The 16,779-nt window shown below is 72.5% G+C and carries 14 protein-coding genes; 4 read left to right on the top strand and 10 right to left on the bottom strand.

The window, feature by feature from the left end; genetic code table 11:
- Positions 1-26 precede the first annotated feature (26 nt).
- The 4 genes from QUG98_RS11505 to QUG98_RS11490 all read right to left on the bottom strand — a co-directional run bounded on the left by QUG98_RS11505 (position 27) and on the right by QUG98_RS11490 (position 6,053).
- On the bottom strand, positions 27-1,427 hold the full coding sequence (locus tag QUG98_RS11505) for an MFS transporter (RefSeq protein WP_289470645.1): 1,401 nt from the start codon (positions 1,425-1,427) through the stop codon (positions 27-29).
- 142 nt (positions 1,428-1,569) lie between these two features.
- Positions 1,570-2,715, bottom strand: a complete 1,146-nt coding sequence (locus QUG98_RS11500) for a cystathionine gamma-synthase (protein ID WP_289470644.1) — start codon at positions 2,713-2,715, stop codon at positions 1,570-1,572.
- Positions 2,716-2,776: 61 nt separating this feature from the next.
- Positions 2,777-4,141, bottom strand: a complete 1,365-nt coding sequence (locus tag QUG98_RS11495; RefSeq protein WP_289470643.1) for a cystathionine beta-synthase — start codon at positions 4,139-4,141, stop codon at positions 2,777-2,779.
- A 10-nt stretch (positions 4,142-4,151) separates the two neighbouring features.
- Positions 4,152-6,053 (bottom strand): ABC transporter ATP-binding protein, encoded by a 1,902-nt coding sequence (locus QUG98_RS11490; protein ID WP_289470677.1) that lies wholly within the window; start codon positions 6,051-6,053, stop codon positions 4,152-4,154.
- A 129-nt stretch (positions 6,054-6,182) separates the two neighbouring features.
- Between QUG98_RS11490 and QUG98_RS11485 the strand changes: the two genes are divergently transcribed.
- Positions 6,183-7,607 (top strand): APC family permease, encoded by a 1,425-nt coding sequence (locus QUG98_RS11485; protein ID WP_289470642.1) that lies wholly within the window; start codon positions 6,183-6,185, stop codon positions 7,605-7,607.
- A 151-nt stretch (positions 7,608-7,758) separates the two neighbouring features.
- On the opposite strand, the gene QUG98_RS11480 is transcribed toward QUG98_RS11485, so the two are convergent.
- The 5 genes from QUG98_RS11480 to QUG98_RS11460 form a co-directional block, all read right to left on the bottom strand.
- Positions 7,759-8,676: a hypothetical protein gene (locus tag QUG98_RS11480; protein WP_289470641.1), complete on the bottom strand. Its 918-nt coding sequence runs from the start codon at positions 8,674-8,676 to the stop codon at positions 7,759-7,761.
- 265 nt (positions 8,677-8,941) lie between these two features.
- The gene (gene rplL, locus QUG98_RS11475) at positions 8,942-9,325 is read right to left on the bottom strand and encodes a 50S ribosomal protein L7/L12 (RefSeq protein ID WP_058727461.1); all 384 of its coding nucleotides are present in this window, start codon (positions 9,323-9,325) and stop codon (positions 8,942-8,944) included.
- Between the two features lie 51 nt (positions 9,326-9,376).
- Complete coding sequence (gene rplJ / locus QUG98_RS11470; RefSeq protein ID WP_058727460.1) at positions 9,377-9,892, bottom strand: 50S ribosomal protein L10; 516 nt, start codon at positions 9,890-9,892, stop codon at positions 9,377-9,379.
- A gap of 266 nt (positions 9,893-10,158) precedes the next feature.
- Positions 10,159-11,181 (bottom strand): sensor histidine kinase, encoded by a 1,023-nt coding sequence (locus QUG98_RS11465; RefSeq protein ID WP_434533439.1) that lies wholly within the window; start codon positions 11,179-11,181, stop codon positions 10,159-10,161.
- 434 nt (positions 11,182-11,615) lie between these two features.
- Positions 11,616-12,356, bottom strand: coding sequence for a response regulator transcription factor (locus QUG98_RS11460; protein WP_289470639.1), 741 nt, complete (start codon positions 12,354-12,356; stop codon positions 11,616-11,618).
- Between the two features lie 160 nt (positions 12,357-12,516).
- Between QUG98_RS11460 and QUG98_RS11455 the strand changes: the two genes are divergently transcribed.
- The 3 genes from QUG98_RS11455 to QUG98_RS11445 are packed head-to-tail and all read left to right on the top strand — an operon-like array spanning position 12,517 to position 15,684.
- Complete coding sequence (locus QUG98_RS11455) at positions 12,517-13,578, top strand: acyl-CoA dehydrogenase family protein (protein ID WP_289470638.1); 1,062 nt, start codon at positions 12,517-12,519, stop codon at positions 13,576-13,578.
- Positions 13,572-14,924, top strand: a complete 1,353-nt coding sequence (locus QUG98_RS11450) for a bifunctional PIG-L family deacetylase/class I SAM-dependent methyltransferase (RefSeq protein WP_289470637.1) — start codon at positions 13,572-13,574, stop codon at positions 14,922-14,924. Before QUG98_RS11455 ends, QUG98_RS11450 begins: the two co-directional genes overlap by 7 nt.
- Positions 14,925-14,952: 28 nt before the next feature.
- Positions 14,953-15,684: a glycosyltransferase family 2 protein gene (locus QUG98_RS11445; RefSeq protein WP_289470636.1), complete on the top strand. Its 732-nt coding sequence runs from the start codon at positions 14,953-14,955 to the stop codon at positions 15,682-15,684.
- Positions 15,685-15,711: 27 nt separating this feature from the next.
- Here QUG98_RS11445 and QUG98_RS11440 read toward each other — a convergent pair whose 3' ends face one another.
- Positions 15,712-16,695, bottom strand: coding sequence for a TolB family protein (locus QUG98_RS11440; protein ID WP_289470635.1), 984 nt, complete (start codon positions 16,693-16,695; stop codon positions 15,712-15,714).
- Positions 16,696-16,779: the final 84 nt, after the last annotated feature.

Raw genomic sequence — 16,779 nt, 5'->3', positions numbered from 1 at the left:
CTCCTCGGCTCGATCGGACCCCCACGCTACCGCCGGTCGGATGCGGCGGCGCGGGGCGCCAGCGCCGCGGGCACGGGGCCGAGCCGCCGCACCGCCACCGTTCCGAGGAGCGCGATCACCGTCATCGCGACGAACACGAGCGGGAACGACCACGCCCCCTCGGCTCCCCCACTGCCGACGAAGAGCAGCCCCGTGACCGCGAGGCCGACGACGCTGCCCGAGGCGTCGGCGATCGTGAGCGCCGAGCTCGCGAACCCGTCGTCGCCCTCGCCGGAGAACCGCAGCGTCAGCATCGACAGCCGCGGGTACATCGCGCCCATGCCCGCACCGCCCACGAACCACCCCGCCACGAGCACCCACCACGGCAGGTCCCACACCGCGACGGCGAGCGCGCTGAGCAGGCTGACCAGGACGAGCGCGAGCCCGGTACCGAAGGTCCGGGACGCGGTGAGCCGCTGCTCCCCGAGCCGACCGTGCAGCCAGCTCGCCCCGGCCCAGCTCAGCGCTGCCACGGTCAACGCGAGTCCCGCGGCCGAGGCGCTCAGGCCGTGCCGTTCCTGCAGCAGGAACGGCACGTAGGCCTCGCTGCCGAAGAACGCGGCGGCGACCAGGCCGCGCAGGAGCACCACGGACGGCAGGCCCGCGGCGGCCCGGAAGGTGCCCGCCGGCAGGAGGGGCCGCAGCGCCGCCCACGCGCCGACGACCCCGACGACGACCGCCACGACCCGCGCCCACGGTCCGAGGTCCGGCGCGACGTTGAGCAGCAGGATCGCGACGGCAGCCGCGACCGACCAGCCGATGCGCCCCGCCCGCCACGGCGGCCGACGCTCGACCGGCGGCGCGTGCAGGCGTGCCAGCGTCGGGACGAGCAGCGCGAAGGCGACGACCGCGATCACGAGGGCTCCTGCGAAGACCCAGTGCCAGCCCCACACCTCGGTCACGACTCCCGCGAGCGCCGGCCCGACGAGCGCGGGCACGACCCACGCGGCGGCGAACCCGGCGAACACCGGGCCGTGCAGCTCGGCCGGGAAGATCCGGGCGACGAGCACGTACAGCACGACGTCGATCGCGCCGGCTCCGAATCCCTCGACGAGTCGACCGGCCAGGAACACCTCCATCGTCGGCGCGGTCATCACCACGGCCGTGCCGATCGCGAAGAACGCCGCCGACACCCAGGCGACGATCCGCCCGCCGGAACGGTCCGTCCACGTTCCCGCGAGCACCATCCCGGGCACGCCGGCTGCGAGCGGGGCCGCGAAGGCGAGCGCGTAGAGGGTCTGTCCGTCGAGGTCGCGACTGATCTCCGGCATCACCGTCGTCATGGCGAGGTTCTGGAACGCCGCCACACCGACGATGGCGACCATGCCGAGCGTGGCGAGCGCGTAGCGCCCACTGAGGATCCCCGACCTCCTCGCCACGCTGCTCACCGGACCAGCCTAGGGGGCGGCGCCGACGATCCCTCGCCTCCTCGTGACGGACGGGAGGCTCCCCACCGGTCCGGTGGGGAGCCTCCCGTCCGTCACCACAGCGGCACCGGCCGTGGTCACCGGGACCGTCGGCGCGACGTGGTCAGCGCGACAGCGCCTGCAGCACGTCTGCGACGAGGTCGCCCTGGTCCTCGATGCCCACCGACAGGCGGACGACGTTCTCCGGGACGGCGAGCTCGGTGCCCTTGACCGAGGCGTGCGTCATCTCGCTCGGGTAGCCGATGAGCGACTCGACGCCGCCGAGGGACTCGGCGAGCGTGAAGACCTCGGTGGACTCGACGAAGCGCTTCGCTGCCTCGGGTCCGCCGGTCAGGGCGACGGACAGCATCCCGCCGAAGCCGCGCATCTGCTTCGCGGCGACCTCGTGCCCGGGGTGGTCCGACAGACCCGGGTAGTAGACGCGCTCGACGCCCGGCGCGGAGACGAGCGCCTCGGCCACGGCCTGCGCGTTCGACGAGTGCCGTTCCATCCGGACCGGCAGCGTCTTGATGCCGCGGGTCGTCAGGAAGGCGTCGAACGGCGACGCGATCGCGCCCGCACCGAACTGCAGGAAGCCGACCTGCTCCGCGAACGCCTCGTCCCGCAGGACGACCGCGCCACCGACGACGTCGGAGTGCCCGCCGAGGTACTTCGTCGTGGAGTACGAGACGGCGTCCGCACCGAGCGACAGCGGCTGCTGCAGGTACGGCGACGCGAAGGTGTTGTCGACGACGACCAGTGCGCCGGCGGCGTGCCCGACCTCGGACAGCAGCGCGATGTCCGCGATCTTCATGAGCGGGTTCGTCGGCGTCTCGACCCAGAGCACGGTCTTCGCGGGCGCGCCCTCCAGCGCTGCGCGGACCCGGTCGACGTCGCTCATGTCGACGACGACGAGCTCGACGCCCCACGGCACGTGCAGGCGGTTCACGAGGCGGTGCGTGCCGCCGTAGACGTCGTTGCCCATCACGACGCGGGCGCCCGGCTCGAGGTACGCGCGGAGCAGGGCGTCCTCGGCGGCCAGGCCGGACGCGAACGAGTACGCGGCGACGCCGCCGTCGAGGTCGGCGAGCAGGGTCTGCAGGGCGTCCCGCGTCGGGTTGCCGCCGCGGGAGTACTCGTACCCGTTCCGCATGGCGCCCACGCCGTCCTGCACGTAGGTGCTCGTGACGTGGATGGGCGGGATGACGGCACCGGTCGTGGCGTCGGGCTCCTGGCCGGCGTGGACGGCGCGGGTGGCGAACTCGGTCATGCGCTGGGGTTCCTCGTGGATCGGGGCTGCGGGTCGGGCGTGGGGGTCTGCTGGACCGATGTCACTCGGACAGCGACGTGAGCAGGTCGTGCCGGGTGAGCACGGTGACGGGCTTGCCGTCGTCGACGACGAGCAGCGCGTCGACCGTCTCGAGCGCCCGACGGGCGGCGGTCAGCGACTCACCGGTGCCGATCAGGGGCAGCGGGTCGCCGACGAAGCCGCTCACCGCGTCGGTCATCGCGGCGGCACCGGTGAAGACCTGCTCGAGCAGGTCCTTCTCGGCGACGGCGCCGACGACCTCACCGATCACGACCGGCGGCTCGGCGCTCAGGACGGGCATCTGCGAGACACCGTAGGTCGACATGATCTCCACCACGTCGCGGACGGTGTCCGACGGGTGGGCGTGCACGAGGTCGGGCAGGCGACCGCCCTTGTCCGCGACGACCGCGCCGACCGTGCGGGTGTCGTCGCCGTCGGCGAAGCCGTAGGAGCGCATCCACCGGTCGTTGAAGATCTTGCCGAGGTACCCGCGGCCGCCGTCCGGCAGCAGCACCACGACGACGTCGTCCTCGGTCAGGTCGCGTGCGGCACGCAGGGCGGCCACGACGGCCATGCCGCTCGACCCGCCGACGAGCAGGCCCTCCTCGCGCGCGAGGCGCCGCGTCATCGCGAAGGACTCGGCGTCGGTGACGGCGATGATCTCGTCGGGGACCCCGGCGTCGTAGGCGCCGGGCCAGAAGTCCTCGCCGACGCCCTCGACCAGGTAGGGCCGACCGGTGCCGCCCGAGTAGACGGAGCCCTCGGGGTCGGCGCCCACGATCCGGACGCGGCCGTCGGATGCCTCCTTCAGGAAGCGACCGGTGCCCGAGATGGTGCCGCCGGTGCCGACGCCGGCGACGAAGTGCGTCAGCCGTCCCTCGGTGTCGCGCCAGATCTCCGGGCCCGTGGTCTCGTAGTGGCTGCGCGGGCCGTTCGGGTTCGCGTACTGGTTCGGCTTGTAGGCACCGGGGATCTCCCGCACGAGCCGGTCGGACACCGAGTAGTACGACTCGGGGTGGTCGGGTGCGACGGCGGTCGGCGTCACCACGATCTCGGCGCCGTACGCGGTCAGGACGTTCCGCTTGTCCTCGCCCACCTTGTCCGGCAGCACGAAGACGCAGCGGTACCCGCGCTGCTGGGCGACGAGTGCGAGGCCCACGCCGGTGTTGCCCGAGGTCGGCTCGACGATCGTGCCCCCGGGGCGGAGCTCGCCGGAGGCCTCGGCCGCGTCGATGATCCGTGTGGCGATGCGGTCCTTCGACGAACCGCCCGGGTTGAGGTACTCCACCTTGACCAGGACGGTCGCCCGGATGCCCTCGGTGACACGGTTCAGTCGGACGAGCGGGGTGTCACCGACCAGGTCGACGACGGAGTTCGCGTAACGCACGCGGCAGAGTCTAGGTGGCTGGCCCGGTCGTCGTCTGGGTTGCGACGAAGGATGTCGACGCATCGTTCTGCTGGTGGAAGAGCGAGGCGTAGACGCCGTCACGTGCGAGCAGCTCGTCGTGGTCGCCCCGCTCGACGATCCGCCCGTGGTCGAGCACGAAGATCACGTCGGCCTCGCGGATCGTCGACAGCCGGTGCGCGATCGCGATCGTCGTGCGTCCCGCCGCCGCCGTGTCGAGCGCGGTCTGCACCACGTGCTCGGAGATCGAGTCCAGCGCACTCGTGGCCTCGTCGAGCACCAGCACCGGCGGGTCCTTCAGCAGCACGCGCGCGATCGCGATCCGCTGCTTCTCGCCGCCGGACAGCCGGTAGCCACGCTCCCCCACCACCGTGTCGTACCCGTCCGGGAACGAGGCGATCGTCTCGTGGATGTTCGCCGCACGGGCGGCACGTTCGAGCTCCGCGTCGGTCGCGTCCGGCTTCGCGTAGCGCAGGTTGTCGCCGATGGAGGCGTGGAACAGGTAGGTCTCCTGGCTGACGATCCCGACGTGGCGCATCAGGTCCTCGTGCTCCAGGTCACGCACGTCGGCTCCGGCGAACCGCACGCTGCCCGACGACGCCTCGTACAGTCGGGGCACCAGGTACGAGATCGTCGTCTTGCCCGCCCCGGACGGTCCGACGAACGCCGCGAACTGGCCGGGCTGCAGCTCGAACGAGACCCCGCGCAGGGTCGGCTTGTCCGGTTCGCCGTCCGGGTACGTGAAGGAGACGTCGTCGAAGGCCACGTGCCCCAGGCGCGACTCGTCCACTGGACGGGCGTCGGGGGCGTCGGTGATCGCCGGGCGGAGGTCGAGGTACTCGAAGATCCGGGCGAAGAGCGCCCCCGACGTCTGGAGGTCGAGCACCACCCGCAGCAGGCCGACGGTCGGGAAGAGCAAGCGCGACTGCACGGTCGTGAACGCGACGATGGTGCCGGCGGTGATCGGGACGTCACCGATGATCAGGTACGCGGCGACCACGTAGATGACCGCCGGGATGATCGACAGGAAGACCTGGACGATCGCGAAGAACCACTGCCCGGACATCTGCTGCCGGACCTGCAGCTGGATCTGGTTGCGGTTCTCGTCCTCGTAGCGCTTGGTCTCGCTGCGCTGCTGGGTGAAGCTCTTGGCGAGCAGGATGCCGGAGACGCTCAGGGCCTCCTGGGTGATCGCGGTCATGTCGGACAGCGACTCCTGCGTCTGCGCGGCGATCCGGGCGCGCACCTGGCCGACCCGGCGCTGGGCGATGACGAGCAGCGGCAGGAGCACGACCGCGACCAGGGTCATCTGCCAGCTGAGCAGCAGCATCGCCACGACCGCCGCGATGACGGTGACCGTGTTGCCCAGCACCGAGGAGATCGTGTTGTTGAGCACGCTCGCGACGCCGCCGACGTCGTTCTGCAGGCGAGACTGGATCACGCCGGTCTTCGTGCGGGTGAAGAAGGCGAGCTCCATCCGCTGCAGGTGCGCGAAGAGCCGCATGCGCATCGCACCCATGACCTTGTTGCCCACGGTCGCCGTCAGCCAGGTCTGCCAGATGCCGACGCCGGCGCTCGCGATCCAGAGCGCGACCATCCCGCCGACCAGCTCGAACAGGACCGGCAGGTCGGGCCGTCCCGAGGGCGGGAAGAGCCCGCGGTCGAAGGCCTGCTGGGTGAGCAGCGGCGGGATCACCGAGAGTGCCGCCCCGACGAGCACGAGGACGACCGTCAGCACGATGGCGCGTCGGTGCGGGACGAACAGGCCGGCGATGCGTCGGAGCAGGTGCGGGATCCGGGGCGCCTCGGCGTTCGCGGCCCTCTGCGCCTGCACGTCACCGCTGGAGATCCGCCCGCCGCCGCGGGGACCACCCGGACGCATCCCGTGCCCCATGCTCATGGCACCAACGTATCCCCGGCACCGACGCCGGGCGGCCGCCGTCGGCCCTCGGCGTATTTGACCCCGTTCAGGGGCCGTGCGACCATCGTCCGTCCCCTTCCCCGCGCCGATCACGAGGTCCCATTGACGTCCGCGCCCACCCGCCCCACGTCCCTCCGTCACCAGCTCGCACGCCGCAAGCCGATCGAGCAGCTGCAGGCCGAGGCCGCGGCGGGCGTCGACGGCGAGCCGCTCCGGCGTTCGCTCGGGGTCTGGCACCTGATGATGATCAGCGTCGGGGCGACGCTCGGCACCGGCATCCTGGTCGTGCTCGGGACCGCCGTGCCGCTCGCGGGTCCAGCGGTCTGGATCTCCTTCGTGCTCGCCGGCGTGGCCGCGCTGCTGTCCGCGCTGTCGTACGCCGAGATGGCCGGCGCGGTGCCGACCTCGGGGTCGAGCTACTCGTACACGTACGCCACGATGGGCGAGGGCATCGCCTGGGTCTGCGGGTGGTGCCTCGTGCTCGAGTACGCGGTCTCCGTCGCCGCCGTCGCGGTCGGGGCCAGCGAGTACGTCGACGAGACCCTGCGCGTCTTCGGGCTGCACCTGCCCGCGGCGATCGCGGCCCCGCCCGGCGACGGCGGCGTGGTCAACCTGCCGGCCGCGGTGCTCGTGCTCCTCGCGATGGCGGTCCTGCTGCCCGGAGCCCGCGAGAGCGCCTGGGTGAACACCCTCATGGTCGTCGTGAAGATCGCCCTGCTGGTGTTCTTCGTCGTCGTGGCGTTCACGGCGTTCTCGTCGCAGAACTTCGCACCCCTCGCGCCGATGGGGGCAGCCGGGGTGACCGCCGCGGCCTCGCGCCTGTTCTTCTCGTACATCGGGTTCGACGCCGCGTCGACCGCGGGGGAAGAGGCGAAGGATCCCCGCCGTGACCTCCCCCGGGCGATCATCGGCTCGATCGTGATCGTCACGACGCTCTACATCCTCGTCGCGATCGCCGCGATCGGAGCCCGCCCGTGGACGTCGTTCTCGTCGGACGAGGCCTCGCTCGTCCGCATCGTGGTCGAGGTCACCGGGCAGCCGGTCGTCGCGCTCGTCTTCTCGATCGGCGCCGTGATCGCCATCGCCAGTGTCGTGCTCACGGTGCTCTACGGCCAGACCCGCATCCTGCTGACGATGGCTCGTGACGGCATGGTGCCGACCGTGTTCGGCCGGGTGTCACCGCGCACGGGGACCCCGGTGCCGAACACCCTCATCGTGGGCGTCGTCGTCGCCGTCGGCGCAGCACTGGTGCCCCTCGGCGAACTCGCCGACGCGACGAGCATCGGCACGCTGGTGGCCTTCGCCCTGGTGAACGTCTCGGTGATCCTGCTCCGCCGCACCCGCCCGGAGCTCGAGCGTTCGTACCGGGTCCCGCTCTTCCCGGTCGTCCCCGCGCTCGGCACCCTGTGCTGCGTGCTGCTCGCGGTGTTCCTCGGTGCGGGCACCTGGATCGCGTTCGGCCTGTGGATGGTCGCCGGCGCCGTGCTCTACCTGGCCTACGGCCGCCGCCACAGCACCCTGCGCTGACGCGCCCGCCCGCCGCCCGCCCGCCGGCCCGCCACCGCCCGCCCGCCCCGCTTCAAGTCGGTTCCGCCGAAGCGACAGACTGCCGCGAACCCCTCGGCGCACGGTGTCGCCCTCGCGGCCGACTCGTGTCGAGCTTCTCACCGGCCCTCCCTCACCGGCACCGGACGCCGTGCGCCCGGAAGAGCGCGCGCAAGCGCTCGGCGTCGACCAGGTGCCACCACCGGGGTCGGACGACGGTCTCGACCTCGGGGCGCACGCGGAGTCGGTCCTCACGGATCTTCTCCGCCCAGACCACGTCGGACGCCGTCCTGCCCTGCAGCATCTCCGGGTCGTCGTACTTCTGGCGACCGTCGAACTCCACGATGACTCCTTCATCCGGCAGCCAGAAGTCGACGCGGTCGACTGTTCCGTCCGGAGCGACGAAGACGTGTTGCGGCACGAGTCCGCGCAGGCCGAGCTGTCCCGCGCGAGCGGCGAACCACGACTCACCGACGGACTCGTGCCGAGCATCGGTCAGCTGCATCGCCCGTTCGACGCGCGCGGCTCCCCATGGCCCGGCTTCCGTGGAGCGTGCGCGGAGATCGTCCTCCGGTACGCCCGCACGCAGTGCGTGATCGAGCGCGACGACCGCGGCACAGAGCGATCCGCGACGAGCCAGTCCGACCACCGTCTGGGCGAGCTCGGTCACCTCGACGCCGTGGAACGCGAGGCCTGAGGCGCGCGGGCGCTCCGCGTGCATCGTCAGGCCGACACGGCTGCGGTCGGCTTCGAGGTCCGGTGCGGACACGTGCGCCTGTGTGGGCCACGGGTCGATCCTGGGGACGCCGAGGACTGCGGCGGCGGAGTCGAGCGCCCACATACTGCCCGGGCGCACGAGCGGGAGGACGGCGCGCATCCTGACCAGGTGGCGCGCGCGCTCGTCGAGCACGTCCCACGCACGTGCCTCGACGTAGACGCCGTGGCGCACGCGGACGAGCTCACCTGTTCGGTGACGACGCTGCAGGTCGCGAGCACTGGAACGGTCGAGTGTGTCGGTCCGGAGCACGGTGAGGGCGTTCGATGGGTGCACGGCGCAACCCTGTCGTCCTGACAGCACCGACCAGGCCGGGTGCGCCGATCTGTGGACAGCGCCCGCGCCTCCCAGCCGTCCGCTGGTGCACTCCCGCCGCCGATCAGCACCACAAGAGCGACAGACTGCCGCGGACGGTTGGGCGCGCGCTGTCGCTTCCGCGGAGATCACCGCGCAAGCGACATCACTCGCGCGGCGAACCGCCCGCGCACGACGAAGGCCGCCGCCCCGAGGGGCAGCGGCCTTCGTGACCGAACGGTCGAGACTACGCGAGCTCGATCGTGGCGCCGGCGGCCTCGAGGGCCTCCTTCGCCTTGTCGGCCGTCTCCTTGTTGACACCCTCGAGGATCTTGGCGTCGGCGGTCTCGACGAGCGCCTTGGCCTCGCCCAGGCCGAGCGACGTGAGGCCACGGACCTCCTTGATGACCTGGATCTTCTTGTCACCGGCCGACTTGAGGACGACGTCGAACTCGGACTTCTCCTCGACCTCCTCGGCGGGGGCAGCAGCGCCACCGGCCGCGGCGACCGCGACGGGGGCAGCAGCGGTGACCTCGAAGACCTCCTCGAACTTCTTCACGAAGTCCGAGAGCTCGATGAGCGTGAGCTCCTTGAAGGCCTCGATGAGCTCGTCCTGCGAAAGCTTCGCCATGATTTTCTCCTACTACTAGCTAGTACGTGTGGTTGATGAACGCGTGCCTGATCAGGCCGCGGACTCCTGCTTCTCGCGGAGGGCGTCCACGGTGCGGACGGCCTGCGAGAGGGGTGCCTGGAACAGGTACGCAGCACCGAACAGCGAGGCCTTGAAGGCGCCGGCGAGCTTGCCGAGCAGCACTTCGCGGGACTCGAGGTCAGCGAGCTTGTCCACCTCGGTCGCGGTCAGCGGGTTACCGTCGAAGTAACCGCCCTTCACCACGAGCTGAGGGTTCGCCTTGGCGAATGCACGCAGCGACTTCGCGACGGCGACGGTGTCACCGTGGACGAAGGCGAGAGCGGACGGACCGGCGAGCTCGTCGTCGAACGACGTGATGCCGGAGTTGTTCGCCGCGATCTTGGTCAGCGTGTTCTTCACCACGGCGTACGTGGCGTGCTCACGGATCGAGTTGCGGAGCTCCTTGAGCTGCGCGACCGTGAGACCGCGGTACTCGGTGAGCAGAACGGCGTTCGAGCTCTGGAATGCTTCCGTGAGCTCGGCGACCGCAGCTTCCTTGTTCGCCATGGTTCTCCTTGGGGTTCTTGCCGGCTAGCCCCTGGTCACCACACGAAAAAAGCTCCGGCGCAGAGGCTCGGAGCTGCTCCCCCGCGAACGGGAGGAGTTGTTCTGAACACCTGCGCTGGCTGCCCCACGAGTGAGGACCTTCGGTCTGTGCGCGAGCGCACAGACGACCGGCGGTCTTTGGCTTCGAAGAAGGTACCACAGGATCCGGCGGTGACCAAGCGCCGGCCGGGAGGCGCGGTGCGGGCCCGCCACGCGCCTCCCGGCCGTCAGGCGGTCACCCCGTCACCCGTGACGGCCCGCGCACCCGCGCGCGCCGGTCGGGTCGCCGGCAGGTGCACCGTGAACACCGTGTCACCGGGAACGCTCGCGACCGCGACCCGGCCGCCGTGTGCCTGCACGACCGCATCGACGATCGCCAGCCCGAGCCCCGTCGACCCGGCACTCCGGGACCGCGAGCTGTCCGCCCGCGCGAAGCGTTCGAACAGCTTCGGCAGGAACTCCGGGTCGATGCCCTGCCCGTCGTCCCGGACGGTCAGGTCGACGCCGTCGGGAACGGGGGCGAGACCGACCGTGATGCGGGTGCCGTCCGGGGTGTGCGTCCGCGCGTTCGTCACGAGGTTGACGACCACCTGGTGCAGGCGGGCAGCGTCACCGGGGACGACGACGGGTTCCTCGGGCACGTCCACCGCGATGACGTGGTCGGGCGACGCAGCGTGGGCGTCGTTCACCGCGTCGAGCACCAGACCGGTCAGGTCCACGTCGGCGAACTGGACCTCGCGACCCTCGTCGAGCCGGGCGAGCAGCAGCAGGTCTTCGACCATGCTCGTCATCCGGAGCGACTCCGACTCGATGCGGCTCATCGCGTACACGACGTCCTGCGGCAGGTCCGCGCCCATCCGTCGGGTGAGCTCGGCGTACCCGCGGACCGACGCGAGGGGCGTGCGGAGCTCGTGCGAGGCGTCGGCGACGAACTGCCGGACCTTCTGCTCCGAGCGCTCCCGGGCCTGCATGGCGTTCCCGATGTGTCCGAGCATGCGGTTGAAGGCGGTGCCGACCCGGCCGACCTCGGTGCGTGGGTCGGTGTCGGGGACCCGCACACCGTCGAGCGCGTCACTGCGCTCGAGCGGCATCCGCGCGACCGACGACGCGGTCTCGGCCACCCGTTCGAGCGGGCGGAGCGATCGGCGGACGACGACCGCGGCGAGCGCGATGGCGACGAGGAGCGCGAGCACCGTGACGACGAGCACCACGCCGAAGAGCTTCCAGACGCTCTCGTACACGGGTGCCATCGGCAGTCCGACCACGAGCACGGCGGACCCGAGCGACACGGCGGTGACCCGGTAGCGCCCGAGGTCGCTGCCGAGGTCGACCGTGTGCGCCGCACCGTCGACGGTGACGTCGTAGAGCGCGCGGGTGGCGGACGGCGCGACCTGGTCGATGTCACCGTTCTCGTCGAGCACGCTCCCGACGGCCACGTTGCCGTCGAGGAAGTACACGGTGAGCGTGCCTGCTGCCTGACCGCTCGGTCGCCCGATCTCCGGTCCCGGTCCGTTCGTCCCCTGGCGCTCGACCGACCGCTGCGCGCGGTTCGTCGCACCGGAGAGCTGCTCGTCGATCGCCGACCGCTGGATCGAGAACAGCGCGATGATGCTGCCCGCCCCGATGACGGCGCTGACGGCGACGACGAGCGCGACGATGCTCAGGACGAGACGTCGGCGGAGGGTCACGAGGTCGGCTTGATGACGTACCCGACGCCGCGCACGGTGTGGATCATCGGGGTCTCGCCGGCGTCGATCTTCTTCCGCAGGTAGGAGATGTAGATCTCGACGACGCTGGACTTGCCGCCGAAGTCGTACGACCACACCCGGTCGAGGATCTGCGCCTTCGAGAGCACACGGCGGGGGTTGCGCATGAGGAAGCGGAGCAGCTCGAACTCGGTCGCGGTGAGCTCGATCGGCCGTCCGGCGCGGGACACCTCGTACGACTCCTCGTCGAGCACCAGGTCCCCGACGACGATGCGGGAGTCGCCGGCCTCGGACACCGAGATCTGCGAACGGCGGATGAGCCCGCGGAGCCGCGCCACCACCTCCTCGAGCGAGAACGGCTTCGTGACGTAGTCGTCGCCGCCCGCGGTCAGCCCGGTGACGCGGTCCTCGACGGAGTCCTTGGCGGTGAGGAAGAGCACCGGGGTGTCGTCGTTGTTCTGCCGGAGGCGACCGAGGACCTGCAGGCCGTCGAGGTCGGGCATCATCACGTCGAGCACCATCGCGTCGGGCTTCCACTCGCGTGCCGTCGACAGGGCCTCCTGCCCGCCGTTCGCGCTCTTCACGTCCCAGCCCTCGTAGCGGAGCGCCATCGACAGCAGGTCGGTGAGGCTGGCCTCGTCGTCCACGACGAGGATGCGCAACGGCGAACCGTCGGCGCGGGTGAGGCGGGGGGCTGCGGCGGGCTGGGAGATGGTCACGTCTCGAGGATCGGGGCGCTTCCTATGAGCCGTCTGTGGAGCACCCCTCCCCGCTCTGTGGATCGTCCGACGGGCGCCTGCGCCGCGCAGCGGCTCTCCACGAGCCGCACGACGCGGTCCCCGGACGGCCGCACGGCACCGCCGCCGTACGGTCGGCCGCATGCTGCGATCCCCGGCCTGGCCCGCGTCCGTCTCGCACGTCGACACGGCGTCCGTCGAGGCGGCGGCCGGGAGGACCGGCTCCGCACCGGCGGACCGTCTCGCCTTCGCGCGGGTGCTCGCCGAGACCACCCCGGTGCTGACCGCGGGGACGGCCGGCTCGGTGTTCGCCACCCTGGCGGCGGTCGCCGCCGCCGACGTCGCGCTCGCCCGGACGGTCGAGCCGCACCTCGACGCACTCGGCATCCTCGCGCAGGCGGGCGCTGCGGTGGCGTCCGGGTCGACCTGGGGCGTCTTCGCGGCCGAGGCCCCGGGACTCCGGGTCACCGCGACGCCGTCGTCCGGCAGCGGCGCGTCGGACGGTGCCGTCACGCTCGACGGCACGAAGCCCTGGTGCTCGCTCGCGTCCTCGCTCACCCACGCCCTGGTGACGGCGCACGTCGGCGAGCAGCGCCAGCTCGTCGCGGTCGACCTCCGCCAGCCCGGGGTGACCGTGCACGACGAGGCCTGGGTCGCCCGCGGGATGCCCGACGTCCCGAGCGGTCCCGTCGACCTCGACGGCGTCGTCGGCACCGCGGTCGGCGCTCCCGGCTGGTACCTGACCCGCCCGGGCTTCGCGTGGGGCGGCATCGGCGTCGCCGCGTGCTGGTGGGGCGGCGCGGTCGGGCTCGCACGGGTGCTCCGGACGGCCACGGCCGCGCGACCCGGTTCGGAGCTGCTGCAGGCCGCACTCGGTGCCACGGTCGCCGACCTCGCCGACGCCGAGGACGCGCTCGCGACCGCCGCGGCCCGGATCGACGCAGCCTCGACCGACGCAGCCGGACCGGACGACGACACCGACTGGTCGCTCGTGGCACAGGTCACGCGGTCGCGGGTGCGCCGCGCGGTCGACGCGGTGTCGCAGCGCGTCGTCGCGACGCTCGGGCCCGCGCCGCTGGCGAACGACGCCGCGGTCGCCGCACGGGTCGCCGACCTCGGGCTCTACGTGCTGCAGGACCACGGCGAGCGGGACCTGGCCCGGGTCGGGCGGATCGTCGCCGAACGCGGCGGTGTCGCATGGTGAGCTTCGACCACCGCGAGCCCGGCACGGACCCCGCGGCGTGGACGGCGTTCCTCCGCTCGGTGCGCGCGGCCCCGGTCGACCTCCGGAGCGTCGGTGCCGTGGTCGTCGTCGCGCCGCACCCGGACGACGAGACCCTCGGCGCCGGCGGGCTCATCGCGACCGCCGCCGACGCGACCCTCCCCGTGCACGTGCTCCTCGTCACCCGCGGCGAGCGCTCCCACCCCGACTCCCCCACCGCGACACCCACCGACCTGGCAGCGCGCCGGTCGGCCGAGTTCCGGGCCGCGCTGCGGGTGCTGCACCCGACCGCCGGTGCCACCGAGCTCGACGTCCCCGACGGTGCGGTGCGCGAGCACGCGGAGGTGCTGCGCGCCGCGCTCGAGCACCGGCTCGCCGGGGCCCCGCGTCCGACGCTCGTGGTCGCACCGTGGCGCGGGGACGGGCACCGCGACCACCGGGTCGCCGGCGAGGTCGCGGAGCAGGTGGTCGCCGCGACGCCGGGAACGGAGCTGCTCGCCTACCCGGTGTGGGCCTGGCACTGGGACGACCCCGTTGCGCGCACCATGCCGTGGGATCGCGCCCGCGCACTCGTCCTCGACGCCGACGTCCGCGACCGGAAGGCCCGGGCGCTGGCCGCGTACCCGTCGCAGACGGAGCCGCTGTCCGACGCGCCCGGGGACGAGGCGATCGTCGACGACCGCCACGCAGCACACCACCTGCGCGCCGAGGAGTGGCTGTTCGCGCCGCTGCGCTCGCGCTCGCGGGAGTCCTTCGACGCGCACTACGCCCGGAAGCCCGAGGGGTGGGACTTCGAGGGGTCCTGGTACGAGCAGCGGAAGCGTGCCGTCACCCTGGCCGCGCTGCCCCGCCCCCGCTTCCGGTCGGCGCTCGAGCTCGGCTGCGCCACCGGGGTGCTCACGGCAGCACTGACCGAGCGCGCGGACGCGGTGCTCGGGACGGACGTCGCAGCCGCCGCGATCGAGCGCGCTCGGCATCGTGCTCCGGCCGCGCGCTTCGAGACGGCCGCGTTCCCCGCCGAGTGGCCGGACGGACGGTGGGACCTCGTCGTCCTGTCCGAGGTCGGCTACTACCTGTCGCCGGACGACCTCGACCGCACCGTGGACCGGGTGCGCGGGTCGCTCGACGACGACGGCGTGCTCGTCGCCTGTCACTGGCGTCACCCGGACGACGACGCGGTGACCGACGGTGACACGGTGGACGCCCGGCTCACCGCCCTGTGGCCGCGGCCCGCGCTCGTGCGCCACGTCGAGGAGGACTTCGTGCTCAGCGTGCTGCCGGGTCCCGCCGTCACCTCGGTCGGCCGCGCCGAGGGGCTCGTCCGGTGAGCACCTCCCGCGCCGAGGGGCTCGTCCGGTGAGCGCCGCCCGCGTCGACGTCGTCGTCCCCGTCCACGACGAGGAGGCCACGGTGCGCGCTGCCCTCGACGCGCTGGCCGCTGCCGTCACGACCCTGCAGACCGCGCACCCGTCGGTACGGTCCGGCGTCACGCTCGTCCTCGACGGGTGCACCGACGGTACAGCCGGCATCGTCGAGGCGACCCGGCAGACCGACCCGGTGTGGCGGGCCGGACACCTCCACGTGCGGACGTCGCCGCGCGTCGGCGTGGGCCGTGCCCGGGCCGTCGGGACCGCGCACGCCCGAGCGCTCGCCCGGACGTCGCCGCCCGACCGACACTGGTTCGCCCACACCGACGCCGACTCGCGGGTCCACCCGGACTGGCTCGTGCAGCAGGTGGACGCGCTGCTCGCCGGAGCGCACCTGCTCGTCGGCGCGGTGGTCCCCGACCCCGACGACCTCGAGCCCGCCGTGCTCGATCGCTGGCGGGCGGCGCACCCACCCGGGGCGACGCTCGGGCACGTGCACGGCGCGAACCTCGGCGTGCGCGCGGACGCCGACACCGCACTCGGTGGGTTCGACCCCGTCCCGGAGCACGAGGACGTCCGGCTGGTGGAACGGGCGCGGGCGCTCGGGCTCGACGTCCGGGCGACGACCGAGCTCCCGGTGGTGACGAGCGGGCGCTTCGCCGGCAGGACCCCGGGCGGCTACGCCGAGCACCTCCGTCGTACGTACGGCGACGCGGGCTGACCCGCCCACCGTGGTCACTCGACGCGCTCAGGCCACCGGGTAGTCGCAGTACGCGAACCAGCGCGAGTCCGGCGACCACGGCGGCACGTTGACCGTCCCCTGGCCGCCGTCGAGCACCACGAGGGTCTCGGGCAGGACGGCGATCCGCGCACCGCGCGTCAGGGCCCCGGGCAGCAGCCGCAGCTCCACCCGGTGGTCGGCGGGGTGTCCCTGCACGCCGGGCTCGTACGACAGGTAGAGCAGGTGCGCGCCGTCCGGGGACAGGTGTGGGAACCAGTTCACCCGGTCGTCGGCGGTGATCCGCACGGGATCGCCCGCGGCAGCGCGGCCCGTGGTGCCCTCGCCAGCACCGTCGGATCCGTCGAGCCGGAGCGCTGCGAGCTGGGCGGTGCCCGGCGTGAAGCGCTCGGTGTTGAACAGCAGCGTCCGGCCGTCCGGCGTGATCGCGCAGCCGTCGTCCGGGTGTTCGTCGCGGGTCAGGAACGTCGTGGCTCCGGACACCGGGTCGACGAGCGCCACGTCGGTCGTCCAGACACCGTCCGTCGTCCGCTCCCCGACGATCGCCGCGAGCGTCGAGCCGTCCGGCGCGATGCCGTGCAGGTAGTACTTCCGCACGACCGGCAGCGCCGCCCGTGTGTCGGTGATGCGCGTGGCCGAGCCCCCCTCGGGCAGCGGCACGCGGTACAGCTCACCGTCGCGGGCACTCACGACGACGGACTCCCCCGACGGGTCGAGCACGTGGTCGTTGTTGATCTCGTCGACCCCGGGCATCGGCACGGGCACGAGCGCGGTCTCGTCGAGCACGCGGTCGTCGTCGGCCTCCGGGAGCGGCAGCAGCCAGAGGTCACCGCCGCCGTTCAGCACGAGCGTGTGGTCGTCGAGGACGTTCGGCGCCTCGACGAGCACCGTGTCCGACTCGAACACGAGCCGACTCGTCCGCGAGGCCACTTCGTACACGTGCACCCGGCTGGTCTGTCCCGGCAGCAGTTGCCGCCCGCGTGTCGCTGTCATGCGTCCATCCTGTCCGGTACGCGGAAGCGACAGATCTCCGGCAACCGTTGCCGCAGATCTGTCGCTTTCGCGGAACTGCCCGAG

Origin of the sequence: Curtobacterium subtropicum (genome assembly GCF_030362975.1) — a bacterium.
GTDB classification, from domain to species: domain Bacteria; phylum Actinomycetota; class Actinomycetes; order Actinomycetales; family Microbacteriaceae; genus Curtobacterium; species Curtobacterium subtropicum.
Note: the sequence above shows the minus strand (reverse complement) of the source record. Positions and strands in the feature narration are given on the sequence as shown.